Source organism: Rummeliibacillus sp. POC4, assembly GCF_003576525.1.
Lineage (GTDB): Bacteria > Bacillota > Bacilli > Bacillales_A > Planococcaceae > Rummeliibacillus.
The window spans coordinates 55705-80169 of sequence record NZ_QWUA01000010.1 but is presented as its reverse complement, the minus strand read 5'-3'; the positions used below and the strand labels follow the sequence as shown (position 1 = coordinate 80169).

The following is a 24465-nucleotide window of genomic DNA, read 5'->3' as shown; positions in this document are numbered from 1 at the left end:
AATATTGCGAAATCTTTATAAATAATCATTTAAATTCACATAGAAATCTTTCGACACCAGGATACTTTTCGCCCAATGAAGTAATTTTAAATCCAAACTTTCTATAAAACTCCACTGCTTCTATGTCAGTTTCTGCAATGATAGATGTAAATGTATATTTTTCAATGAGATATTGAATCATTTTACGTCCTATCCCATTTCCTCTTTCTATTGGAGAAACAGCTATATGCTTAATTTCGCAACTATTATGGTCTATAGCTACTCCGATACAACCAATGATAATCCCTTCTCTCACAAAACCAAATAATTGTTGGTTGGGTGATTGAATGTACTTTGCATATACATTATCAACTTTGTCAATAGAAGTCGCATAAGATAACAACTTTTTTATAGAAGGGTGGGGGATTCTAACATTAATTTCTCTTATCATTTTTATCATCTCCAATATTTTGGCCTCTTTTTTTATATATTAATATTTTTTAGAATATTATGATAGAATTAAAGAATTACATTAGTTTTTACAATAAACCAGATTGGGGAATCAAAAAATGGATATCGTATTTAAAAGAGAACAGGGAATATTCAATTACCGAGTTGCTGGGGTTTTGATCAAAGATGGTCATGTATTAATACATAAAAACGTTGATGATTCCTTTTGGGCATTACCAGGTGGTAGAGTAAAAATCTCAGAAGAAGCACAGATTGGTTTGCAAAGGGAATTTCAAGAAGAGCTTGGTATAGACGTCCAAATAGAAAGATTACTATGGTCAGTTGAAAATTTCTTTGAATATAATGATACACATTTTCATGAAATCGGATTCTATTATCAAGTAACGGCCAATGATGATTATGAAGTGAATGCAAAGCCGTTTTATGGAATAGAAGGTGAAAGATTAATCTACAAATGGATCCCCATTTCTCAACTTGATAAAGTCAAAATATATCCAGAATTTTTAAAATCAGAAATAAAAGATACCCATAATTGCCCTAAACATATTGTTGTGCGATTATGATGTGGAAATTTGGAACATCTTAAAAGAACTTATTAAATTAATATAGCTTCAAAATCTATAGATAATGATTAGCGAATAATACTATACAAAAAGTCGCTTTCCTCACGTAAGGGAAAGCGACTTTTTAGATTGATTTCCCGGTCCTTGTTATTAAGTGTAAATGCAAATTCTTAATACTGCTTCGGAAAGAGATACTTAGTCTATCTTTTTAATTTACCAAAATCATAATGATTAATGTTTTTTTAATAATCATGAAATATAGTACAGATACAGTACAAATTAAAGGGGTGTAATTATGGAGAAAGTGTTCATATTGCTGGCAATTGTTTCATTTCTACTTTCAGTTTCCATTTTTATATTTGAAATAGTGAAAAATGGACTTAAAAACAGTAATTTCAAACCAGCATTAATATTATTCGTTGTTTATATCATCAGCATAATATCATTTTTAATTATATATAACAGCTAGGAGGGAAGAAATGATAACTTTGAAAAACGTTTCATTAGATATAAATGAAAATACTATTCTAAAAAGTATTAATCTTGAGTTGGAAAAAGGGAAAGTATATGGACTACTGGGACCAAATGGGGCAGGGAAAACTACTTTATTTAAAACATTATTAGATACAATTAAATATAAGGGTGACATTCTCAGAAACCCGGAAAATATAACAATAGGAAAGTTAATCGAATACCCTGCCTTTTACCCTAATTTAACCTGTATAGAAAACCTGAAATTACATGCATCATATGCTGATATTGAGCAGGATGATTCTAGCATAAATGAATTATTAAGGATAGTCGGATTAGTTGATGCTAAACAAAAGAAGTTTAAGGAATTATCCATGGGGATGAAACAACGATTAGGTGTGGCAAAAGCTCTAATGGGTAGTCCGGATTTATTACTGTTGGACGAACCTACTAATGGGTTAGACCCTATTGGAATGAAGGATATGCGGGATCTTGTAGAAAGGAATCTAAAAAACAAGGAAAGAGTAATATTAATCTCGAGTCATAACTTAAATGAAGTTTCTTTGATTACAGATACTTTGTTATTCATGAGAAACGGAGAAAAAATCTTGGAAATTGATAATGAAGAAAAAATATATATGTATGGAAAAGTACAGCACATAGAAAATAATATTAAAAAAGATATTACATTACTCGAAAACAGTAAAAAAGAAACCTATTTCATTGCAAGTGAAATTAAGTTTAATAATTTACTACGAGGTAAGGATTTTATATACAAAGATGTAGAAAAACTTACTCTAGAGGACTTATATATTAAGTTGATGTCTTCAGATTTAATTGAGGTGACAAGACATGCTTAAGTTAATTAAAAATGAATGGATTAAAATAAAAAGCGAAAAAGTAATTCTAGTTATTGTGGTGCTTAGTCTAATTCCATTACTAATGAACTTTGCTAACTTTGCCATAAATAATGGGGATATAAGCCTTGATAGTGGTTTTTACTTCACCTACTATAATCAGTATTTTATGATATTGCCGATCATTTCAAGTGTGTTAGTCTCCTTTGTTTTTTATATTGAATATAAGAACAAAACATATTTAGACTGGATAACTTATAATATTCCACGTTTTCAGTTACTTTTTTCCAAGGTCTTTGTATCCTTAATCATTATGTCAGCTATCTTTTTAATACAATTACTTATTTTATCTGTTTTTTATTTTTTTGTGGATGGTAAGATTAAAGATATACTGCATTTGATTTTTTCTTATACAACCCTGAACGTAATAGTTGTTACAACTATTATCTTAACATTCGCCGTAATTATTCAATTAACAAAAAATATAGTAGCAAGCATCTCTATTGGGATAGGAATCTCTTTATTGTCAATGATTCTAATGGCAGCACCTTTTTCATTTTTCATACCAACAGCATTCGGATATAGACTTGGATTGCATATAATTGATAATGAATTTTACTATGAAGGAGGTATGTCATCAATTATTATAGGTGTCGGGTTGTTTATTCTAATAAATTCCATTATGCTGATTATAAATTTAAGAATAATTTATATAAAGAAGCTATAAAGGGGGGAAGAAATTTGACCATGGAAGACACACTCCAAAAATTAAACATTTTTGTGCTTGAGGACGATCCCACTATATCAAAGTTCTTATATACATTTTTAAATAATTATTTTAATAAGGTTATTGTGAAAACGGATAATCGATTTAATTACTCGGATTTTGACAATATAGATATATTTTTATTGGACATAGAAATACCATTTGACAATGGGTATGATGTCTGCAAGCGGATTAAAACGATTTATCCTGAAAAACCTGTTATTTTTCTTACAGCCCATAGTCAAATTGATGACAAAATCAAAGGGTTAGAGTTAGGAGATGACTTCATACCTAAACCATTTGAACCGTTAGAACTTATTGCAAGGCTAAAAAACCTGCTGCAGGCTAGATATAGTAATCTTGTCTATTTAAACGATATAGTTATCAATAAACAAGCACATATAATTTTAAACAGTGAAACAAGAACTGAAATACCATTAAGCAAGACTGAAAAAAAATTATTCTTTTACCTATATGAAAACATTAATATTAGCTTGTCAAGGGAACAAATAATAAATCATGTGTGGGAAGGAAACGATCAAAGTAATCAAACAACTTCCTTAAACGTTTACATAAATAGTTTGAGAAATAAAGTGGATATTGAGGGCAAATTGATTGAAACCATCTATGGTTATGGTTATAAATTATCTGTACCAAAGGAATGATGTTATTGAATAAAAAGATATATCTTTTCACGCTTATCTCGATTTTGTTCTTCCCAATTGCTCTTATGATATCGAACTACATTGTATTTGGTATCCACCTATTACATGATTATATAAATGGAACAGATACTCCTTTCATAGCATATGAAAATTATATATACGTGTTCTCAATTTTTTCCGTTATGATTTTATTATATGTTGCATTTCTTTCAAAAATTATAATTAATATTTCATCTGAAATAAGCTTCCTTTCGCATTTTATTAGAGATATAGCCAAAGACCAAATGTATCCAGAACCTGTCAAAATTCAAATGTTAAAGAATATCGAAATGAAACACCTCGGTGAGTCAGTTAATATATTAATTAACAGTTTAAAATATAATCAAGATAAATATAAGGAATCGGAAGAACTAAGGAAAAGGTACTTAGATCAACTTGCACATGATATTAAAACACCACTATCTATAATAAAAATTAATTTATATTACCTACAAACGGGACAAAACATTAATGAAGCAATAAAAGAAATAAGTAAAAATACAGATACTATATCTACCCTAAGTGATCGGATCTATCATAAAAATTACTTGAACTCTGATTCAATAATCACCCACAGTTCACCGATTAACTTGGAAGAGTCCATAAATCAGTTTATGGAGAAGTGGAAGAACGCTTTAAATCATAAAAATATAACATATCTATCCAATATAGAACCTGAAATTATTTGGACATTGGATAAAGTATGGTTCGAAAGACTTTTCGATAATGTATTACAAAATGTTTTATATCATTCTGAAGCTGATCATTTAACAATAGAAGGTTCTAAAGAAGAAGGTAAGCAGAAGCTGATTATAACGGATAATGGTATAGGCTTTAACCCAATGAAAAAACTTCATCAATCAAGTCGAAAAGGATTGAATATTATTAATGAGGTTCCTAAGTTATTAAATCTCCACATTTCAATAGAGAGTAATGAATCGGGTACAAAAATTATACTTACTCATACCGATAATAGTAACTAATAAAAGGTTTTTTATAGTTACAGAAAAAGATGTAGTTGTACCACAAAACCAGCTAATAGTTGTCAAGATTTTTTAATAAAAGATGAATTGTAATATTAAGTGCAACACTTGTAAGTCAAAATAAAAGAAGCCCATAACGTCCTCGTGTAAAATGTTAGTTACCACACAAACATCTGAGGAGGAATCGTTATGAGCTATCAACATCTTACCATATCTGAGCGTTCAAAAATAGAAACTTATATTGAATTAGGATATTCAATTAGGGAAACTGCAAAATGCCTAAAAAGAAGTCCTTCTACAATTTCACGTGAATTAAAACGTCATGTAGGTACAATTCCTCTTCAAGAATCGCGCCCAATTGTGGAAGATTAAAAATACACCCAAATTCAGATTTAGGGATGTTATATATGTTTATTGATAGCGATTCGTCAATTTGTTTTTATGGATTTCCATAATTTCTGTTAAATTAATTTCGTACTTGTCTGCTAAAATAAATAAATTGTCCAATACATCACCAAGTTCTTCTTTCAAATTTGCGAGTTGCTCTTCTTTCGTCAACGTTTCTTCATCTTGGCGATCTCGACCGATTTCAATTGTACGAATGGCTCTAGATACTTCACCGACTTCTTCTGTTAAAAAATTTACACGTATAAATGCGTTTAATTCATACCAACCTCGCTTTTTATAAAATTCTGTAATCCATTTTTGATATTCTAAAATATTCAATGTAAACCACTCCTTTTTCTTCTATAATAACAATAGCATTATAAAGGAGGAAGGAAATTTGAACATTTCAGTTTATTGTGGCGCGAGTTTAGGTAATAACGAATTATATGTAGACGCAGCAAAATCACTTGGTAAATGGATTGCCGAAAGTGGTCATACGTTAGTGTATGGTGGAGGAAAGGCAGGGTTAATGGGTGTCATTGCTGATGAAGTGTTAGAACATAATGGAGAAGTAATCGGGATTATTCCAACTTTTTTAGTAGACAGAGAGCTAAGTCATCCAAATTTAACCCGATTAGAAATTGTGAACTCAATGTCTGAACGTAAAAATAAGATGATTGAATTAGGCAATTGTTATATTGCATTACCAGGTGGTCCAGGTACATTAGAAGAAATTTCAGAGGTTATTTCATGGGCGCGCATTGGTCAGCATCAAAACCCCTGTATTTTATTCAATGTAGCAGGCTATTACGATAAATTAAAGGATTTTTATCAGACAATGGTGACGAGTGAATTTTTAACAGAAGCGGACCAAGAGGCGATGTTATTTACAGATTCATTTATACAAATGGAACAGTACATAAAAGAGTTCACCCCCGTAACAGTTAGAACTTATTAATCATTTATAACTAGCCCATCTTTTAAAAAGATGGGCTTTAGCATTTCCAAACCATCCTTTGGGAAGATTACATAAAAAAATTTTATTCAACAATATGGCCCGATTGTAATATGAGGTTAGCCAGATTTTTCTGGTTGACCTTTTTCTTTTAGGTCTTATTATAACGGTAGTCGGGGTAGAACGTCTGGCCCGTGGGACTTGATCCCGTCCGCAAAACTGTTCACCCCCTACTTGTATAAACATGTTTCGAGCTGGTTGGGACAACGATCCCGTTTAACAAGCGAACCTATGACATTACAAGTAGCTTTAGGGGTTACCGACGAATTTAGTTAATTAAGGAGGAGATTTGATTATGAATCCAGTCGTAGGTCTGGATATTTCAAAAGGAGAAAGTCAGGTTCAAGCCTTTTTAGATAAGGGAAAACCATATCGTAAGAGCTTTAGTATTAAACATACTCTTGATGGTTTATATAGTTTATTAGAATTTCTAAGGGAAATAGAGAAACTAGCCGATGGTAAGCAACCTTCTGTTATTTTAGAATCTACAGGTCAATATCATATGCCTGTCATTCAATTTTTGGAGGAGCAACAATACGTCTATATTATAGTTAACCCACTTATCTCTCATAGAGCTAGAAGTACAAATTTACGCAAGGTAAAGACCGATGCCATTGATGCCTATCATCTATGTGAACTGTATTACAAGGAGGAGTTAGAACCATATAAAAAAAGAGGCATACAACTCTTAAATCTTCGTAATCTTACTAGACAACAAGAAACGGTATCAAGCACGGCTGCACAAACAAAATTACAGCTACAATCCATCTTAGATCAAGTATTTCCTGAATATAGAGGTGTCTTTGGGAATCTCTATTCAAAAATTTCGTTACAGATTCTATCAATCTTCCCAACCTCCAAAGAGGTTTTAAGTGTTAGTGAATCAGAACTTACTAATAAAATTGCGAAATTATGTACAACCCGTTCAGAAAAATGGGCAAAAGAAAAGGCAATTAAATTGAGAGAGGCTGCATTACGTAATCCATTTCAAAACAACTTGTATCAAAGCCATATCTTTAACCTAAGAATGTTTATTAACATTGTTCTTCAATATCAAGAGCATCTATCAAAGTTAGCAGCAGAAATAGATGCCCTCGCTAAAGAAATTGAAGAATATAAGATTATCCAGTCTATCCCTGGTGTTGGAGAAAAGATTGCGGCAACAATCATCTCTGAAATTGGAGAGATAGAACGGTTTAACCATCCTAAAAAGCTAGTAGCATTCGCTGGAATAGATCCTAGCGTATACTCTTCAGGGCGGTTTACTGCTTCAATAAATCGCATAACCAAAAGAGGTTCTAGCAGGTTAAGACAAGCGTTGTTTATGGCTGTACAATGCGGTATAAGAGATGCACGTAAGCAAAAAACAAGTGATGAAATAATCCCTAGAAATAAGAAATTAAGAGAGTTCTACGATAAAAAACGCGAAGAAGGAAAACCTTTTAGAGTAGCAATCATTGCATGTGCTAATAAGCTATTACATTGGATATATGCCCTACTAAAAAGGAAAGAAGTCTTCCAAAATGCGGTTTAAAAAGCATATCTAAGTATATTAAGAAAGACCTTCCATTTTTAAAGAGGAAGGCTTATTTGGTGTACCCTTTTTTAGTATATCATGGGTTTTTATTTTTTTATTAAAAAATCTTGACAACTATTAGCTGGTTTGTTTAAGTGTAATTATTCACAATCAATATCTCGTATCCTCATACTAATCAAATGTCAGGACGATACAATAAGCAAAGATTCACTACTTAGTGGTATATAATTTAGGAATTGAAAGGTTGATGGTAGTTTGCCATTTGTATTGTCATTTTAGAAAAAATCCCACCTCTTAATGTAAAGGGCTGGGATTATCTATGCTGAAACAACAAATGAAAGTAAAGAGCACCAGTTGTATATAGCACCCCAAAAAAGTAGTTTGTGAGTTTAACACTGGCTATTTATTCTGACTGTACGTTTATTTTCTTCCGTTATTCAATTGCTATTTTCTTCTTGCCAAATTTCGTTAAGAATGTCCAATAATGTTTCTACTGGCTGTGCGCCAGATATAGAATATTTTCGATTAATTACAAAAAATGGCGCTCCGGTTATTCCAAATTGTTGGGCTAAGGCTTCATCCGAACGCACATCGTTGGCATATTGGAATGGGTCATGGAGAATCGCCAGACACTCATTTCTATTCATGCCTACTGATTCAGCAATTTCCCCTAACGTATCAAGATTACTAATAAGTTTGGCATCCGTGTAATACGAATAGAACAATTTCTCTATTATTTCTTTATCCTTACCCACGGATTTGGCATATTGGGTTAAACGGTGAGCGTCGAAACTATTGGTTGGCCCTGAGTAGAAGGTAGCGCTTGGATTGAGTTCAAAGCTCCTATATTCAATCAATACATCTTCTCTATGAGCAAATTGCTCTAGTGCCACTTCCAACCGACGTTTTCCTATATAACAGAACGGACAAACATAATCTGACCATATCTCAATTTTCATTTTGTACTCCCTATTAACTGGTAAGACAGTTCTTTGATCTTTACGCTGGTTCATTAACCTTTACCCCTTCATCTTTGAAATTCGAAAAGTTTTTAGAAGTTCGCTGCTAATTTCTTAGTTTCTTCAAGTCCCGTTTCAATAATTTCAGAAGCCCGATCAGGAAACTCTGAATGACCTTCAATCACAAATTCTTCAACTGGAATTCCCATTAACAAATTAAAGATTGACTTGGTAGGTTTGACAGTCGATTCTAAAAATTGTTTATTTTCTTCGGAAAAGTTAGCACCACGAGCACTAAGCAACATTATCTTTTTCCCCGATGTAAGTCCAACAGGACCATTTGCAGTATACTTGAACGTTTTTCCTGATTGTGCAAGGTAATCGATATACGTAATTAGCGGCCCCGGTGCAGTAAGATTCCACATAGGAAAAGCTATCACTATTTTATCTGCCGCCAAGAATTGATTTAGATATTTATCGATAATCTTCACCATTTGATCTTCCTCTTTGCTTAGTGGCAGCCCTTTTGAAGTTTTAAACATTCCCATAATAGCATCATTCCCGAAGTAAGGGATATTTTCTTTGTATAAGTCAACTTCCGTGATGTTATCTGTTGGATTTTCCTTCTTGTATTCGTTCAAGAACGTTTCATACATTCGTACACTTACAGCTTGAACAGAAGGACGATCATTTGCTTTTATAAAAAGTACATTAGACATTTCTTAACTATCTCCATTGCTGTTAAATTTTTTGTTTTGTTTGGGTACTTGCAATAGTTTCTTAACAAGCCCAAATTTTTGCGATACTTCTATTTATTCAACACGTGTTGTAAAATAATTATATAAAGACTTCTGGATTAGCTCAACCAACAATTTTAGACCTTTATCGGATATACGACATTTCTAAGAAAATGTCGAGAAAATAAGAAATGGGGTTTTCTGATGGAGAAAACAAAGATAGATCCACGTATTATCCGCACACGCAAATTAATAATGGATGCATTTATTCAACTTTCAACTAAAAAAGACTTTAAAGATATTACCATTAAAGATATTACAAAAGAAGCTACAGTTAATCGTGCGACCTTTTATTATCACTTCATGGATAAATATGATTTATTAGAAAAGGTATTAAAAGAAAATTTGATGACAAATCTAATGGGTGAAATTAAAGAGTGTGTTCAATTGAATGAAGAAACAATTGTCAATGTTTTCTTATCTGTTACAAAATTTCTAATGTCTTTATCAACACAATGTGTAATTAGTTTTAAGTCTTTTAAAACGACAATTGAAACAATTATTAAAAACGAGCTAGAAGATATTTTTTATGAGATTTTATTAAAACAACAAACTAATAACAATGAGGAATCTTTAAGAATTGCATCTGTCATGTTAAGTTGGGGAATTTACGGGGCAGCGGTAGATTGGCAACACAAAAGCACGTTGTCCGCAGAAGAATATATAAAATTGGCTATCCCATATATTACTTCCGGAATGCAATCCCTTATTTCCGCAGAATAATCAAGTTAAATTAAAATACTGAATAACCTAGGACCCCGTTTCTAAAATCATATTTGGGAACAATTTTAATGTTTAACGTTGTAAAACCTACTCCTTATACAATAATCGGGCGCTAACCTTGAATAAGGATTAGGCTCATTTTTCATTTAAGGGCCATATCATTGTTGAATAAAATTTTATAGCAAAGTAGATATTATGAAGGTTTACACTTAAACTATTGGACAGAATAGTTTAAGAAAGTGAAAGGGGTATTCAAATGAGTTAAGCTAGTTACATTGGTTGTAATGTAGAAATCCCACTTAGTGGTGAATATAATGATTTAAGGTGGAAAAAGCGCAATGAACAACATCCTAAAAATAGATACAGAAGTAGAAATTGCATATATAAATATTTTATCTTCACGGTTAGCTGGTAGAATTATAGAAACTGAAGAACTTGAAGAAAATACAGATTTTGAATTTGATTTAGATGAGCAAAATAGGGTAAGAGGAATTGAAATTTTTGGTGACACATATGAAATTTTAAAAAATATGAGTAATATCGATAAATTCGAGTTAAAAGATGGAGAATATTATTGGGGTAAAGAACAATCTTGCAAAACATATGATATTTCCTATCAAGGAATTTTATTATACTTTAAAAATCCTGATTTCACTAATTTTATTGGCTTATCTATTATTGATACAAATAAATACCCAACTAAATGTTTGATTGGATAAAATGGTCAAGCCCCACTAAAATGGTCACTAAAACAATTCTGATAATACGCCCCAGTATGGAAAGAAATCAAAGAAGCAATATCCTAGTGGCAATGGCATTACCATTATAAAGGTGGTAAACATACGACCAATGATGATTACGAAGTGAATGCAAAGCCATTTACGGAATGGAAGATGAAAGATTAATTTACAAATGGATTGGATCCCCATTTCTCAACTTGGTAAAGTCGAACTATATCTGGAATTTTTAAAATCAGAAATAAAAGATATCATTAATTGTCCTAAGCAGTTGTTGTGAGGGGATGATTTCGCTTGTACATATTTATATAACTGAAACCGTTAAAGTCTGCTGTTGACACATTATCACTTGAGTAGTAAAGTGACATTAACAAAAGAGAAAGGAGGACAATAAAATGAAGAAGAATACACTTGAATCCCTTACTTGGTTGCGAATGACGCGTTTTGTGACCGAGAGTAATCATTTATCGAATGAGTTTTTAAAACGTTATGATTTAACAGCAGCACAGTTTGATGTATTGATTCAAATTCAAACTTATCAGCCGATTACACAATCAGAACTTGCTGAAAAGGTAACCGTTACGCAAGGTGGAATTTCTCGTATGTTGGCTCGACTAGAGAAGGATGGCTTGATAGAGCGCAAACAGGAATGGAAGATTAAAAAGATTTCATTGACTAAAAAGGGCGAGGACATATTAAATGTCGCAACACCCGAACAAGTCGAATTTCAGTCCTCCTTTTTCAACGAAGTATTAACAGAAGAAGAATTAAAAACACTATATCAACTAACTACAAAGTTACAAAAGCACACACATGAAAAAAATTTACAATCGAAGTAAATTTTTTTGCACTATCAATTGATTAATCAATTGAAGAGGGAGAGATGGACATGAAAGGACATCACCATATTTCAATGCTAACGAAAAACGGCAAAAAGAATAATCACTTTTATCAAAATATTCTAGGGCTACGACGTGTGAAAAAAACGGTCAATCAAGATGAACCATCCATGTATCACTTATTTTATGGCGATGAAATCGGAAGTCCTGGACTTGATCTTACATTTTTTGAAATGCCAGTTGCTGGCCGAACAATGCGAGGTACGAATGCAATCACGCAAATCGGGTTGTTGGTACCAAGTTATGAAAGCCTACAATATTGGAAAGTACGCTTTGAAGAACTAGAGGTAAAACATAGTGACATTACCACTTATATGGGTCAAGATGCATTGTTCTTTGAAGACCATGAAGATTTACGATTGGTTCTATTAAATAATAATGGAGCTAGAATTCCGGAAACATGGCAACCAGTCACATCTTCAGCAGTACCAGCAGAGCACCAAATTTTTGCTTTAGGTACAATCGAAATGACCGTTCGCTATTTAAACCAAACTGTGAATTTATTAAAAGATGTATTTGGCTTTACAGTCATTGAAAAAGAAGACACATTTGTACGACTTCAATTAATTAAAGGGGAACGAACAAGTGAGATTGTAGTAAAAGAACTCGATGCACCAAGGGAAAGACATGGACGAGGAAGTATTCATCATTTAGCACTTCGAGTTGAAGACCAAGCGGAACTTGAAATGTGGAACGAGAAGTTGAGCGATTATGGTCTACAAACTTCTGGGGTAATTGACCGCTTTTACTTTAAAAGCTTATATGTTCGTGACAAAAACGGTATCTTATTTGAACTAGCGACGGATGGTCCTGGATTTACTGCAGATTCAACAGTCGAAGAGTTAGGACAAAAACTAGATTTACCACCATTTTTAGAAGATGAACGTGAAATGATTGAAGCGAAACTAGAACCGCTTGATGAAAAGGAGTGAGTAGAATGGAACAATATCGTATCGATCCATCGAAAGGAATGGAATTTGGTTTATATTCATTAGGAGATCACGTCATGAATCCTCTAAATGGAGAACGTATTAGTGCAGAGCAACGTATTCAAGAAATCATCGAGGCTAGCAAATTAGCTGACGAAGCAGGTATCGATGTCTTTGCAGTAGGGGAAAGCCATCAAAAATATTTTACATCACAAGGACATACGGTCATCTTAGGGGCGATTGCTCAAGCAACAAAAAACATTAAAATTTCAAGCTCAGCATCTGTCATCAGTGTAGCAGACCCAGTTCGCACTTATGAAGACTTTTCAACAATCGATTTAATCTCACATGGTCGAGCCGAAATTGTTGCAGGCCGCGGCTCACGTGTTGGAGCATATGACTTGCTTGGATATGATTTAAATGACTATGAAGAATTATTTGAAGAAAAACTAAATCTATTAATACAATTAAACAAAGATCATCATATTACGTGGGAAGGTAAATTCCGTCCATCATTAAAAAATGCAGAAATTCTGCCTCAACCAAAAACTGGTTCTTTACCAATTTGGAGAGCAGTAGGAGGACCTCCACAAAGTGCGATAAAAGCAGGTTACGCCGGTATTCCAATGATGTTAACAACATTAGGCGGTCCAGCACAATCATTTAAAGTTTCCGTTGACGCATATCGAGAAGCTGCTGCACGAAGTGGATTTGATCCATCTGAGTTGCCAATTGCAACAGCATCATTATTCTATACGGCTGAAAATTCGCAAGATGCAGTAGATGCTATGCACCCACATCTAAATGCAGGTATGTATTATATCCGTGGTGCTGGCTATCCAAAATGGCAAGTAGAAGAAGGACCAGACCGCACGCAAGCATTGATGGTCGGAAGCCCACAACAAATTATTGAAAAAATGCTCTATCAATATGAATTATATGGCCATCAACGTTTCATGGCACAAATCGATTTTGGGGGCGTACCATTTGATAAAATCATGAAAAATATCGAACTAATCGCTACAGAAATCATGCCAGCTGTGAAGAAGTATACGAAAGTAAAATAGAATAATAAATAATTCAAGGCCTACCGACGATTTAAAAATAAATATTATGAAATTAGAAAAATACATCTATATATAAAGAAAATTATATTAAAATGATAGTTGCAGAAAAATTATATTGACAAAATTAAATAAAGGAATAAAATAAAGATAATTAATATTTGCAAAACAAAAACTTTTTAAGATAAAAGTATAAGAACAAAGGCTATGATAAGAAATAGTAGCAATCACGTAAGCAAACAGGGAGTTACCGGCAAATGAGAGGTGCATGCTGAAAGATTGTGAATTCATCTTGGAGCAGTGTACTGAAAAGAGAGTCTTAGTAGGCTACACCGGCTTAGCACCCGTAATCATGTGCTAAAGTATCGTCATCATTTGACCGTACTTACAGAGATAAGCAATTTGAGTTGCTTATGAATTAAAGGTGGTAACACGAGTTGAATCGTCCTTTTGGTTAATCCAAAAGGGCGTTTTTTTATTTTTTAATTTGTTTCTTAAAGAACTTGCGATATTAGAAATAATTTTAAGGAGGAGGAATCATGTTGAGTAAAGAACATCAAAAAAAGAAACTTCAACGGGGATTAGATAATAGACATATCCAGTTAATTGCTCTCGGGGGTTCTATTGGAGTTGGATTGTTTTATGGTTCAAGTGCAACTATTCAAATGGGAGGACCATCTATTTTACTCTCATATTTAATTGGAGGTTTAGTTATTTTCACCATTATGAGAGCGCTTGGGGAAATGGCTGTGGATGAACCAGTTTCAGGCTCTTTTAGTTCATATGCAAATCGCTATTTAGGGACCTTTGCTGGTTATTTAACTGGTTGGACTTATTGGTTTATGTGGGTTGTTGTTGGTATGGCGGAAATATCGGTAGTAGGTGTTTATGTGAACTACTGGTTCCCGGATACTCCAAATTGGTTGGTAGCACTTGTAGTACTGATCGTCTTTACAATGGTCAACCTTGCTAATGTAAAAGCATATGGAGAGTTTGAATTCTGGTTTGCACTGATTAAAGTTGTAGCCATTATCGGAATGATTCTCTTTGGGTTAGGAATTATCTTTTTTGGAATCGGGAACGGCGGACAGCCAATCGGAATTGATAATCTTTGGGCTCATGGGGGATTACTACCGAATGGTATCAACGGTATGATTATGTCATTTGTCCTTGTGATGTTTTCATTTGGCGGAGTAGAACTAGTTGGGATTACCGCAGGGGAAGCAAAAAATCCTCAACGCTCAATTCCGAAAGCCATCAACAATGTCATCTGGAGGATATTAATCTTTTATATTGGTGCATTAGGAATTATGATGATTTTATATCCTTGGGATAAGATAGGCACGAATGGCAGTCCGTTTGTATTGATTTTTGACAAAGTTGGAATTCCTGGCGCTGCGAATTTGATTAACTTCGTTGTTATTACAGCAGCGTTATCAGCTTTTAATAGCGGGTTATTTGCATCTGGAAGAATGCTTTACAATTTATCATTGCAAAATAACGGTCCTAAATTTTTTGGAAAGCTCAGCAAGAATGGCAGTCCAAGACGTGGAATCCTATTTTCTTCTTTATTTTTATTAGTCGCAGTATTTTTGAATTATGTTGTCCCTGAAAAAGTATTTATGTATATTTCAGCTGTTGCCACAGTTGCAGTTATTACTAGCTGGACAATTATTCTGCTTACACATTTAAAGTTCAGAAAATCAAAGTCAAAAGCAGAAATAGGGAAACTCGCATTTAAAATGCCATTATATCCAGTTTCAAGCTATTTAGCATTAGCATTTTTAGCCTTTGTCATTGTCTTAATGGGTTTTATAAAGGACATGCGAATAGCATTGATTGTAGCACCTATATGGTTTTTGATTCTCTATATAGGATTTAATATCAAAAAAAGAAATAATAATCGTTAATCTATTAAAAGGCGCTTTCCTGTAGTAAGGAAAGTGTCTTTTTCTTTGGAAAAGTTGATAAAGAAAGTGAAGTTTACTTTAAGTAGACTAATTATCCAAGGTATAGATTTAAAAGTGGTTCAATCTAGTTTTTCTATATATGGAAATTAAATGAATTTAGAGAGGATACTTGTTATAATAGATTTGATAGTTGGTACTCAAGGGTGGTTGGCTCACTCCGTCAATGGTTTGCAGACATCGTATGTTACGACATCGTCTACATTACCCACAAATTGTGGGACCGAGGGGGTGATGCCTTGACAGTTTTTGAATCATTAATGTTTGCGATTGCATTTGCAACGTTAGTCATTACAATTCTGTCATTTAATCATAAAAAATAACCCATCCTTGAGTTGAGCGCTCTGCGGGTTGGGTTATCTGATCCTTTACAGCCAATCCCCTTTAGGGAACCAACTATCTATTGACCGCTTGATACTTAACATCGGCGGTCCTTTTTTCAACTGTATGTTACTTTTTCCTTTATTATACGTGGATTTTGTTGTTATTTGCAAATTAAAAATGGAGGATGTTAGATTTATGTCTCAAATTCAGTTTGTAAGTCCTGCTTTGAAAAGATCTACAAAAGATTTTCCTATTCTAAATGAAAATAATGAAACAATCGGGTATATGCAAAGATTTTATACAGGAAAAGTCAGTCATATTTTAGACTATATTTTTACAGGTATGTTCTTAAATATAAGGGTATTAGACCTATCAAAAAATGTAATAGCTGAGGCAATAGAAAAAGTTGAACGAAAAGATTATGTGAAATTCACACGACAAAATTGGAACGTAAAAACAAAACACTACGGCACTTTAAAATTACTAGATAAAACAAAGATTAATACACATCCAAGGTATGAAATTTATATTAATAATGAACCATTTAAAATAAAGAAAGATTTTGGTGAACGAACAATGTATATACTAAATAGTTCGGACCAAACAATTGCTGAAGCAACCTTTGAAGAAATGATTCTTCCCAAAACTTATACAGTAAAAGTTATTAAACCAGCGATAGATATATATTTGATTGCTTGTTTATTTTATATACTTATTTTAAGAGATTAAAGGATGTCACGACACAATAAAAAGGAGTTGGCCTAGAATAATCAAAAGTAAACAAATTTTTTCTTACATCATCCGCAAATTAGCAGCGGCGGGCTTTTTAATCTTTTTCTTTTTCCTATTTGCATTCTTTGGTTCAGATATGTAAATGTATCAAACTGTTGAAGGGATTTCAAATAAAATGCTGTGGTTTTTTGCTTATGGCTATGGTATTTTGGCTTCCATTTTGATTGATTGGTTGATCAAGAAATATGCAGTAACAAAAATAAAAACTAAAATGGGATTGTATATAATTGCTGGATTTGGCATTTTTCTTATCTTAGGATTTATATTGAATATAATTTCTGGGAAACTATTTAATGTGGATTTAGCTTATGCTAATTTGGCAGGTATTGTCGGAGCGGTTTGTGCACTCATCTTTTTCCTAGGAACAGTTATTGTAAACTACTCAAAGATTTTTACATACATATTTGCATTCCTTATTCCTATTGGTTTATGCATCATCATGTCTAAAGATTATACGGTTAAAAAGAATTGGGAAAGTATTCAACATGAAAATTCATATGCCGCATCGTTTACATATTTTAACGGGAAATACGAAATTCCGATTGAGGCAAAGAAAGGTGAAACGATAAAAATCACGCAACAATTTCATGCCGAAAACGGTGGGGGACATGGCTTCCGTATAAAAGATGAAAATAATCGTTATGTGGGCATGCAAAGAATCGCTAAAGATCAATTTAAGTTCAAAGTTAAGAAGTCGGGCATTTATCGAGCTGTCGTAACTGGAGATGATGTTTCAGGGAGTTTCTATGTTCGTTGGGACATTACAAAGAAAAAAGCTGATTAGCATTTGCTAACCAGCTTTTTACTATGAGCCATTATGCTTCTATATCTTTAACGCCTTTATAGATTAGTTCGAATAGTTCTTCGATGCCTTCTTCTTCGATACAAGAGAAAGCTACACGTAAATCAGTACCACTTAAAGCAATTGTACCAACGCCGTATTCGTCTAAAAGGTGAAGACGTAGTTTGTCTGCGTCAACTGTTTTTAGTTTTAAGCACATAAAGTAACCTGAATTGAATGGGTAGTAATCCCAAGCATCATCAAATTTGCCGCTATCAAGAACTTCTTTTACTTTGTTTGCGCGACCTTTCATGATGTTGAATTTTTCTAGTTTTTGTTCTTTAAATTCAGGACTTTGAAGTGCATGTAATACGAAAGTTTGTGATGGGTGTGGGCCACTTGAAATTGTAGCACGAATGATACCTTTTGTTTTTTCTTCTAAAGCTGCTAGAAGTGCTTCGCTTGTACTTCCATAAGTGATGAAGCCAACACGGAATCCCCAAATATATTCTTCTTTTGTCGCACCATCAATTTTGACAGCAAGTACACGTTCATGTGCGTTGCTTAGTGCTCCAAATAATGATTCATGTAACGAATCTTCAAAGAATAATGAGTAGTACGCATCATCTGTAATCGCAACAACATTGATCCCAGCATCAGCAGCATCTGTGATCGCTTTTACAATTGCAGCGCCTTCTTCAGCACCTGGTGTGTAACCAGTAGGGTTGTTCGGGAAGTTTAACAAAACAATCGCTTTGCCTTTGTCTTTTTGACTAAGAATCGCTTCATAAAGAGCTTCTGCGTTGAATTTATTTTCTTCATTGTAAAGTGGATAAGTGACAGTATGTGCATGACGACGAATATCAAATACCATATCATAATTTTCCCAGTTTTTATCAGGAAGGATTAATGCATCCCCTTCATCTGCAAACAAATCAGCAGCGATACTTAAACCATGAGTTAACGCATTCGTAACAATTGGTGTACTAAATGTTTTACCTTCTAGTGATGGACTTTCGGCAAGCATTTTTTTACGCCATTCTTTACGTAATTGTGGTTTACCAGCTGGTGGAGCATATAGGTAAAGATCTTTTGGATCATATGCAGATAAAGTATCTTGAATCACTTTTAAATGCATAGGTTTGCCATTTTCTAATGCAGTACCAATTGTTGCATTATATTTTGTTGCCTTTTTACCAGCTTCTGCTGATTGACTTAAAATTCCTTCTTTTGGGAAATACAATTCTTTAGCTAATCCAGAAAGCATTTCATAAACGTAAGGATTTTCTTTTTGTATAGTTTCGTTTAATTCTTTTGCTAAACTATGCATGTTGTCTTCGCCTCATTTCGATATACTACGTATAATTATACATGATTCGTCTCAAAAATGAATTGATTTGATAACAATTATTGGAGGATTTTTAAATAATCACTGCAAGATGAAAAAATGCATCTTACTAATGAAAAAACTTGATGAGATTTGTACTACAATAACTTCACAAACCAAGCAACATAGTAGGCAGCGGGTAAAAATAAAACCTGAGCAACGATTGTACCTATAAATTTAGAACTAATCATCGTGAGTGAGTAACTTTTCAAGTAAACATAATTGACCTCTTTTTTCATCACTAAATCAGCTAAAACGGATGTTTTAGGATCGACAAACAAAGTCATTAAAATGGTAGCAATGCCATTGATAACCCCAGACGATAAAACCGCAGATTGCGCATAGTCTTTCGGAAGAAGTATGGATGCATAAATGGATGAAAGAACGCCAACCGTAAAGACTGCAGAAATAAGAATATTAAGTAAAAAGATACGCTTAGGGATCGTGTGTAAACTAATACCATCTAAATATGAGAAACGAGGCAACCTCACACATTTCACTATTTTCTTCAACCCATTTAGATTAAGTTGTTTACAAAACAATGAAAAAACGGAACCTCTTTCATTAGACAATTGGACAATTGCTCTTGAAAAAATATTGATAAATGTAGGGAAAAGTAAAATCCCGATTAATACACCAATTGAAGTCATACCTATTAAAATTCTAAACTGTCCTTCAATCACCTCTAGTTTATGTAATTTCGGTGCTTCTACAATTAGCTTCCCAGTTAAAGGTTGTTGAAACATTGTTGAAAACCTCGAAACAATCACCAAAGTACTAAATAAAGATAACGCAGTTGCTAACAATTTCACCCGCGCTCCTGAAATACGAGTAGCATAGGCTAAAGTCTCGATCGATGTGACGATTAATAGAAATACAGAAATGATCATTACTTTGCTTGAGATAAAATCCATACATACCTCCAAGATGTTTTTAAATAAAACGAAAGGAATTACAAAAAGTTCCTATTATGTTAGTTAGTTTATTTTTGTTTTGGGAGATGTGGAGGAGTTTAATCAATTGGATTGCTTTGGAAAGGTTTATTTCCATTTTAGAGTGGTTTATTTCTAAATTGGGTTGTTTTATTTCTATTTCGGGGACTTTTATTTCCAAAACAGGGCGGATTATTTCTTTTTTTTGCATCTTTATTTCTGATAGGAGATTTATTTCTAATTTGGAGCGTTTTATTTCCAAAATGGGGCAGTTTATTTCTTTTTGAAGGGGTTTTATTTCTCGATGAAGATTTATTTCCGAAATAGAGCGTTTTATTTCCAAAATGAGCATCTTTATTTCCATTTCGAGGTCTTTTATTTCCAAAATCAGACAGTTTATTTCTATTTGATGGGTGTTTATTTCTCGAAGAAGATTTATTTCCAAAATAGAGCGATTTATTTCTAAAAAGAAGCAGATTATTTCTTTTTGAAGGTAGTTTACTTCTACTGATCTATACTGTTATTGCTCGGAAGGGTAGATGCCAGAAAAGTGGTATACATGCGCACAATAAAATGTTAATATTCGGTTAATATGGAATATAGAGATGGGGGATTGAATGAAGATAGCTAGGAAATTACCCAAAAGTAATCCAAATCTACATTTGAATTTAATAGAAGATAATTGGATTCCGATGAAGGAGCCTAAAAATTTAACAAGTGCAACTTTATTATCTATTCCTTTAATGATTATTGCAGCAATTATCTCTATTTTTATATTAAACAGCGTTTCAAGTATTTCATTAAGCGAATTTGGGATAAAGTCGAATGGATATGCATTTACAATTAATTTTATTGATATTCTTTGGTTAGTTTTACTGTTAGTGATGCATGAATTGATTCACTTAATCTTCATACCGAATTTTATCAAATCAGAAAGAACATATGCAGGATTAACGGTGTTTGGGGGATTTGTATTTACAGAAGAAGAAATTTCGAAATCAAGATATATCATCATTACAATTGCTCCTTTCGTGATCATTTCGCTAATCTTACCGTTAGTTTTAAGCGTATTCGGACTATTAACTACTACATTAAAATTTTTAATCATACTAAACGCGTTAGGATCATCGGTAGATCTACTCAATCTTATTCTTGTAATCAAACAAGTACCCAAAAATGCCGTTTTAAAAAGTAATGGACCTTACACTTATTGGAGAAATAGATGATTCGTTATTAACAAGTATGAAATATTAAAAATAATATAACTTATGACAAATTCATATGTGAAATGGGTGAAGGTAATATGAAAAAGCAATGGATTTTTTGGTGGCTTGCCAATATTATTTGGATAATCCTTTTTGCAGTTGGATCAGCTGTAGTGTGGTTGAGAACTGTTGATGGTGCGGGAGTAACTCAAACAATTGAACTCAAACTTGTGGCATTCATAGTATTATTGAGTGCGTTTATAATACCATTCCTTTTTCAAATGGTATGGATGATTGTTAATTTGAAAAAGGGTAGGGAGAATTAAATCAGAAACTATTTGAAATGGTGACTTAAATTGTCCGGAACGTGGATTCAATTCAAAACTGCGTGGATTGAAGTCTCAAGTGCGTGGATTGAATGCCGAAATACGTGGATTGATCCCAACCTGCGTGGATTGAAAAGATCATTGAACGCGAGTAGTATCTACATTAAATCTGGTAAAACATGCCGCGGATAAAAGGAGTAATTTAGGCTACGTCGATTCGCTAAAACGGTGACTTAAAATGTCCGGAACGTGGATTCAATTCAAAACTGCGTGGATTGAATGCCAAAGTGCGTGGATTAAACCATGAAGTGCGTGGATTGAATCCCAAAATGCGTGGATTAAACCTTGAAACACGTGGATTGAATCCTAAAATGTACTATATAAACAGCAAATAAAAAAACTCAGTATTATTCTGAGTTTTTTGCATTAACAATTAAACTTTATTCATCCTCAACAGAGTCGCCACCATAATTTTCAGAGGTGAATTCCATAGTCGCCATATCTGTTACAATGTTTTCAAATTCCTCTGGAGCTACCCATTCATCTTGTTTAAAATCATTAAATGGTACAAGTTCCATATCCTCGTCATACTTTGAATTTACTTTTAGCACAATTTCTTCGTACTGTTTATAATATTCTTTCTTTTGCTCTTTGGTTAATTTTAAAGGGGCTACTGGTTCAACCTCTTTCTTAAAGGAATCGGGCAAAGTTTCAACTTCTACGATGTGTTCAGTATTTTTCTCTTTCTTTATGTCATCTTTCACCTGTTCTTGTTTGAAACTACATCCTGTTAAAAGGATCACTCCGAGTAACATCCCCACGTACAAAACCTTTTTCAAATCAACACCTCCATGTTAAATTATATTTCAACATAAATAGAACAATTTCCTTTTAAAATAAAAATTCAACTTCATATTAAAATACAAAAAAGAATCTCCTTCATTTCACTATGAAAGAGATTCTTTTTTATTATTACAATTATAAACCTCGCCAGTCTATATACTTTAAAGAGAAAAACCAGCAACTAAGGGTATATTAAATTAGCGATTTTTTATTAAAGATTCGAATCGTCAGAACTTGCAACACTATGATTAAACCAATCGAAATAACATAGATCCAATTAAAATCATCCACATCATTTACACCTTTTAAAATATTATTACCATCTGTAGCCAATCTTAAAAGGTTGAAGTCTTCTGCCTTAGGGAAGATGGAAACAATAAACCAGACACCCACAAATAATGCGGTCCAAAGGAGGTTACCATAAATCGATTTGAACAAGACGTTACCAAATAAGATTACCGCAATGAGTAAAAGACCAAATAACCATAAATTTCCCACGGCAAGAACTAAGTGGTCAGCATGTTCGTCTTTCCAATAATACCAAGTATAGAAATAGGTCACGCCAAAAGCGCCCCAATACATTACGGTCCAAACCAACATCGAGAAGATTGTTTTTACGAAAACAACTGTACTTCGTCGTAATCCTTTTGTCAGTAAAATGATTAAGGTACCTTCACTTCGTTCATGAATAATGGTTCCTGCAAATAGCAGAGCAATCACAAAAAGACCGATTTGTGAAAAGTTTTTGAAAAACTGTGCCCATGAATCGAGAGCTGAAGGGGCAGGGAAGCTATCAGCTACTTCTTTTGGAAGAAATTGCGACAAAATTTCTGGCATGAATTTAGCAGTTAAAGGACTCATGATGGCAAATATCATAAATACAGAAATAACGATTAAAAATTTATAAGTACGATTAAACTCCATTGTTTCTTTCTTAAATAATGCGAGAAAAGTATGCATCTTATCTACTCACCTCCAAGAAAATTTCATCCAAAGACGGTTGGACTATTTGAATAGAGGATGGGAATAAATGAAGGAATGTGCATTGCGTAAAAATTTGTTTCTGCATATCTTTTATATCAGTTGCTTCTATTAATAGTATATTTGATTGAATCCTTACGTTTTCAATCATTTCAGATTTCTCGACAAAATTTTGTGCTTGTTTTTCGTCATCAAATACAACTCGTATCTGTTGTTTACTGTGTGTTTTCATAATTTCTGAAAGGGACCCTGTTACAACAAACTTACCGTTATGTAACATGGCCACCTCATCGCAGATTTGCTCAGCATCATGCAAAATATGTGTAGATAAAATGACGGTTGTCTCTTTTTTAATCGATTTCAAAATATCCAATATTTCTTTCCGACCGATAGGGTCAAGTGCTGAAGTCGGTTCATCGCAAATAAGTAATTTTGGTTGGTGAATGAGCGCTTGTGCAATGCCAAGTCGTTGTTTCATACCGCGTGAAAATTGTTGGATCTTCTTTTTGTTTTTTTCTAATCCAACTAGTTTTAAATATTTTTCCGCGCGTTCTTTTAACGTCTTTTTCGGGATTCCTGTAATCTCTCCACATAATATTAAATATTCATAAGCGGTCATATAAGAATAGTAGGAAGGGACATCTGGTAAATAACCGATATGACGATTGGTAGGGGAATAGCCATATTTGACCTCTTCATCAAATAGTAGAATCTTGCCTTTAGTTATTGGCAGCAGCCCTAATATCATTTTCATCAAAGTTGTTTTTCCGGCGCCATTTTGACCAAGTAAACCAAATATTTTCCCTTCTTCTAATTGGAAGCTAATGTCGTCAATGACCAAATTGGAGCCGAATGATTTGGTTACATGATCTAAAGTTAAAATAGTCATTCATCTCTCCCTCTTCCAAATAAGAAGTATACGATTGGTCCAATAATCTGAATGAAAAGAACGATGACAATCCACATAGGTTTATTGCCAAAGCGATAGTGTGGGTGTTTTAAAACATGTACCAATGCAACAATCGCAAGTGTCCACTCTAAAATAGCGATTGGGATGATCAACGGTAGTGCTTCTTGAATTGACAT

The 24465-nt window shown here is 33.3% G+C and carries 28 protein-coding genes, 2 pseudogenes and 1 other annotated feature; of the genes and pseudogenes, 19 read left to right on the top strand and 11 right to left on the bottom strand.

The window, feature by feature from the left end:
* Nucleotides 1-25 precede the first annotated feature (25 nt).
* Nucleotides 26-430, bottom strand: coding sequence for a GNAT family N-acetyltransferase (locus D1606_RS05585; RefSeq protein ID WP_233548026.1), 405 nt, complete (start codon nt 428-430; stop codon nt 26-28).
* A 118-nt stretch (nt 431-548) separates the two neighbouring features.
* Here D1606_RS05585 and D1606_RS05580 point away from each other — a divergent pair, with 118 nt between their 5' ends.
* The 6 genes and pseudogenes from D1606_RS05580 to D1606_RS05555 form a co-directional block, all read left to right on the top strand.
* Nucleotides 549-1013, top strand: a complete 465-nt coding sequence (locus D1606_RS05580; protein ID WP_119415033.1) for an NUDIX hydrolase — start codon at nt 549-551, stop codon at nt 1011-1013.
* A gap of 479 nt (nt 1014-1492) precedes the next feature.
* On the top strand, nt 1493-2344 hold the full coding sequence (locus D1606_RS05575; RefSeq protein WP_119415032.1) for an ABC transporter ATP-binding protein: 852 nt from the start codon (nt 1493-1495) through the stop codon (nt 2342-2344).
* Nucleotides 2337-3068, top strand: coding sequence for an ABC transporter permease (locus D1606_RS05570; RefSeq protein ID WP_119415031.1), 732 nt, complete (start codon nt 2337-2339; stop codon nt 3066-3068). Before D1606_RS05575 ends, D1606_RS05570 begins: the two co-directional genes overlap by 8 nt.
* Nucleotides 3069-3088: 20 nt before the next feature.
* Nucleotides 3089-3772 carry a response regulator transcription factor gene (locus D1606_RS05565; RefSeq protein ID WP_233548027.1) on the top strand — a complete coding sequence of 228 codons (684 nt, stop codon included), beginning with the start codon at nt 3089-3091 and terminating at the stop codon, nt 3770-3772.
* Nucleotides 3773-3777: 5 nt separating this feature from the next.
* On the top strand, nt 3778-4794 hold the full coding sequence (locus D1606_RS05560) for a sensor histidine kinase (protein WP_158582318.1): 1017 nt from the start codon (nt 3778-3780) through the stop codon (nt 4792-4794).
* Nucleotides 4795-4983: 189 nt separating this feature from the next.
* Nucleotides 4984-5118 (top strand): annotated as a pseudogene (locus D1606_RS05555) (helix-turn-helix domain-containing protein); the annotation flags it as partial.
* 87 nt (nt 5119-5205) lie between these two features.
* Here the strand turns inward: D1606_RS05555 and D1606_RS05550 are convergent.
* A complete protein-coding gene (locus D1606_RS05550) occupies nt 5206-5520 on the bottom strand; it encodes a MazG nucleotide pyrophosphohydrolase domain-containing protein (RefSeq protein WP_119415028.1) in 315 nt (104 codons plus the stop codon).
* A 58-nt stretch (nt 5521-5578) separates the two neighbouring features.
* Between D1606_RS05550 and D1606_RS05545 the strand changes: the two genes are divergently transcribed.
* Entirely contained in the window at nt 5579-6139 is a 561-nt protein-coding gene (locus tag D1606_RS05545; RefSeq protein ID WP_119415027.1) for an LOG family protein, read from the top strand.
* Nucleotides 6140-6491: 352 nt separating this feature from the next.
* Entirely contained in the window at nt 6492-7730 is a 1239-nt protein-coding gene (locus D1606_RS05540) for an IS110 family RNA-guided transposase (RefSeq protein ID WP_119415026.1), read from the top strand.
* A gap of 449 nt (nt 7731-8179) precedes the next feature.
* On the opposite strand, the pseudogene D1606_RS05535 reads toward D1606_RS05540, so the two are convergent.
* A pseudogene (locus D1606_RS05535) lies at nt 8180-8692 on the bottom strand (DsbA family oxidoreductase); the annotation flags it as partial.
* 92 nt (nt 8693-8784) lie between these two features.
* Complete coding sequence (locus D1606_RS05530; protein WP_119415025.1) at nt 8785-9411, bottom strand: FMN-dependent NADH-azoreductase; 627 nt, start codon at nt 9409-9411, stop codon at nt 8785-8787.
* A gap of 222 nt (nt 9412-9633) precedes the next feature.
* Between D1606_RS05530 and D1606_RS05525 the strand changes: the two genes are divergently transcribed.
* From D1606_RS05525 to D1606_RS05490, 9 genes are all read left to right on the top strand, one after another.
* Nucleotides 9634-10212, top strand: a complete 579-nt coding sequence (locus D1606_RS05525) for a TetR/AcrR family transcriptional regulator (protein ID WP_119415024.1) — start codon at nt 9634-9636, stop codon at nt 10210-10212.
* A gap of 338 nt (nt 10213-10550) precedes the next feature.
* Nucleotides 10551-10931, top strand: coding sequence for a DUF2283 domain-containing protein (locus tag D1606_RS05520; protein ID WP_119415023.1), 381 nt, complete (start codon nt 10551-10553; stop codon nt 10929-10931).
* A gap of 413 nt (nt 10932-11344) precedes the next feature.
* The gene (locus D1606_RS05515) at nt 11345-11788 is read left to right on the top strand and encodes a MarR family winged helix-turn-helix transcriptional regulator (protein WP_119415022.1); all 444 of its coding nucleotides are present in this window, start codon (nt 11345-11347) and stop codon (nt 11786-11788) included.
* A gap of 44 nt (nt 11789-11832) precedes the next feature.
* Nucleotides 11833-12780, top strand: a complete 948-nt coding sequence (locus D1606_RS05510) for a ring-cleaving dioxygenase (RefSeq protein WP_119415021.1) — start codon at nt 11833-11835, stop codon at nt 12778-12780.
* 5 nt (nt 12781-12785) lie between these two features.
* A complete protein-coding gene (locus tag D1606_RS05505; RefSeq protein WP_119415020.1) occupies nt 12786-13844 on the top strand; it encodes an LLM class flavin-dependent oxidoreductase in 1059 nt (352 codons plus the stop codon).
* A 195-nt stretch (nt 13845-14039) separates the two neighbouring features.
* Nucleotides 14040-14294 (top strand) — a binding site (T-box leader).
* A gap of 89 nt (nt 14295-14383) precedes the next feature.
* Complete coding sequence (locus D1606_RS05500; RefSeq protein ID WP_233548025.1) at nt 14384-15751, top strand: amino acid permease; 1368 nt, start codon at nt 14384-14386, stop codon at nt 15749-15751.
* A 203-nt stretch (nt 15752-15954) separates the two neighbouring features.
* Nucleotides 15955-16131, top strand: a complete 177-nt coding sequence (locus D1606_RS18670; RefSeq protein WP_158582317.1) for a hypothetical protein — start codon at nt 15955-15957, stop codon at nt 16129-16131.
* A gap of 196 nt (nt 16132-16327) precedes the next feature.
* Nucleotides 16328-16861, top strand: a complete 534-nt coding sequence (locus D1606_RS05495; RefSeq protein ID WP_119415018.1) for a tubby C-terminal domain-like protein — start codon at nt 16328-16330, stop codon at nt 16859-16861.
* Nucleotides 16862-17039: 178 nt separating this feature from the next.
* Nucleotides 17040-17708, top strand: coding sequence for a hypothetical protein (locus D1606_RS05490; protein ID WP_119415017.1), 669 nt, complete (start codon nt 17040-17042; stop codon nt 17706-17708).
* Between the two features lie 31 nt (nt 17709-17739).
* Here D1606_RS05490 and D1606_RS05485 read toward each other — a convergent pair whose 3' ends face one another.
* The 3 genes from D1606_RS05485 to D1606_RS05475 form a co-directional block, all read right to left on the bottom strand.
* A complete protein-coding gene (locus D1606_RS05485) occupies nt 17740-19035 on the bottom strand; it encodes an aminotransferase class I/II-fold pyridoxal phosphate-dependent enzyme (protein WP_119415016.1) in 1296 nt (431 codons plus the stop codon).
* Nucleotides 19036-19190: 155 nt separating this feature from the next.
* A complete protein-coding gene (locus tag D1606_RS05480; RefSeq protein WP_119415015.1) occupies nt 19191-20006 on the bottom strand; it encodes a lipid II flippase Amj family protein in 816 nt (271 codons plus the stop codon).
* Between the two features lie 19 nt (nt 20007-20025).
* Nucleotides 20026-20388 (bottom strand): hypothetical protein, encoded by a 363-nt coding sequence (locus D1606_RS05475; protein WP_119415014.1) that lies wholly within the window; start codon nt 20386-20388, stop codon nt 20026-20028.
* Nucleotides 20389-20641: 253 nt separating this feature from the next.
* On the opposite strand from D1606_RS05475, the gene D1606_RS05470 reads away from it, so the two are divergent.
* Complete coding sequence (locus tag D1606_RS05470) at nt 20642-21250, top strand: DUF3267 domain-containing protein (RefSeq protein ID WP_119415013.1); 609 nt, start codon at nt 20642-20644, stop codon at nt 21248-21250.
* 77 nt (nt 21251-21327) lie between these two features.
* Nucleotides 21328-21555, top strand: a complete 228-nt coding sequence (locus D1606_RS05465) for a DUF3923 family protein (RefSeq protein WP_119415012.1) — start codon at nt 21328-21330, stop codon at nt 21553-21555.
* 440 nt (nt 21556-21995) lie between these two features.
* On the opposite strand, the gene D1606_RS05460 is transcribed toward D1606_RS05465, so the two are convergent.
* From D1606_RS05460 to D1606_RS05445, 4 genes are all read right to left on the bottom strand, one after another.
* Nucleotides 21996-22394: a hypothetical protein gene (locus D1606_RS05460; protein ID WP_119415011.1), complete on the bottom strand. Its 399-nt coding sequence runs from the start codon at nt 22392-22394 to the stop codon at nt 21996-21998.
* A 196-nt stretch (nt 22395-22590) separates the two neighbouring features.
* Nucleotides 22591-23358: an ABC transporter permease gene (locus tag D1606_RS05455; RefSeq protein ID WP_119415010.1), complete on the bottom strand. Its 768-nt coding sequence runs from the start codon at nt 23356-23358 to the stop codon at nt 22591-22593.
* A gap of 1 nt (nt 23359) precedes the next feature.
* Nucleotides 23360-24268 (bottom strand): ABC transporter ATP-binding protein, encoded by a 909-nt coding sequence (locus D1606_RS05450; RefSeq protein ID WP_119415009.1) that lies wholly within the window; start codon nt 24266-24268, stop codon nt 23360-23362.
* A complete protein-coding gene (locus tag D1606_RS05445) occupies nt 24265-24465 on the bottom strand; it encodes a PLD nuclease N-terminal domain-containing protein (RefSeq protein ID WP_199670670.1) in 201 nt (66 codons plus the stop codon). Before D1606_RS05445 ends, D1606_RS05450 begins: the two co-directional genes overlap by 4 nt.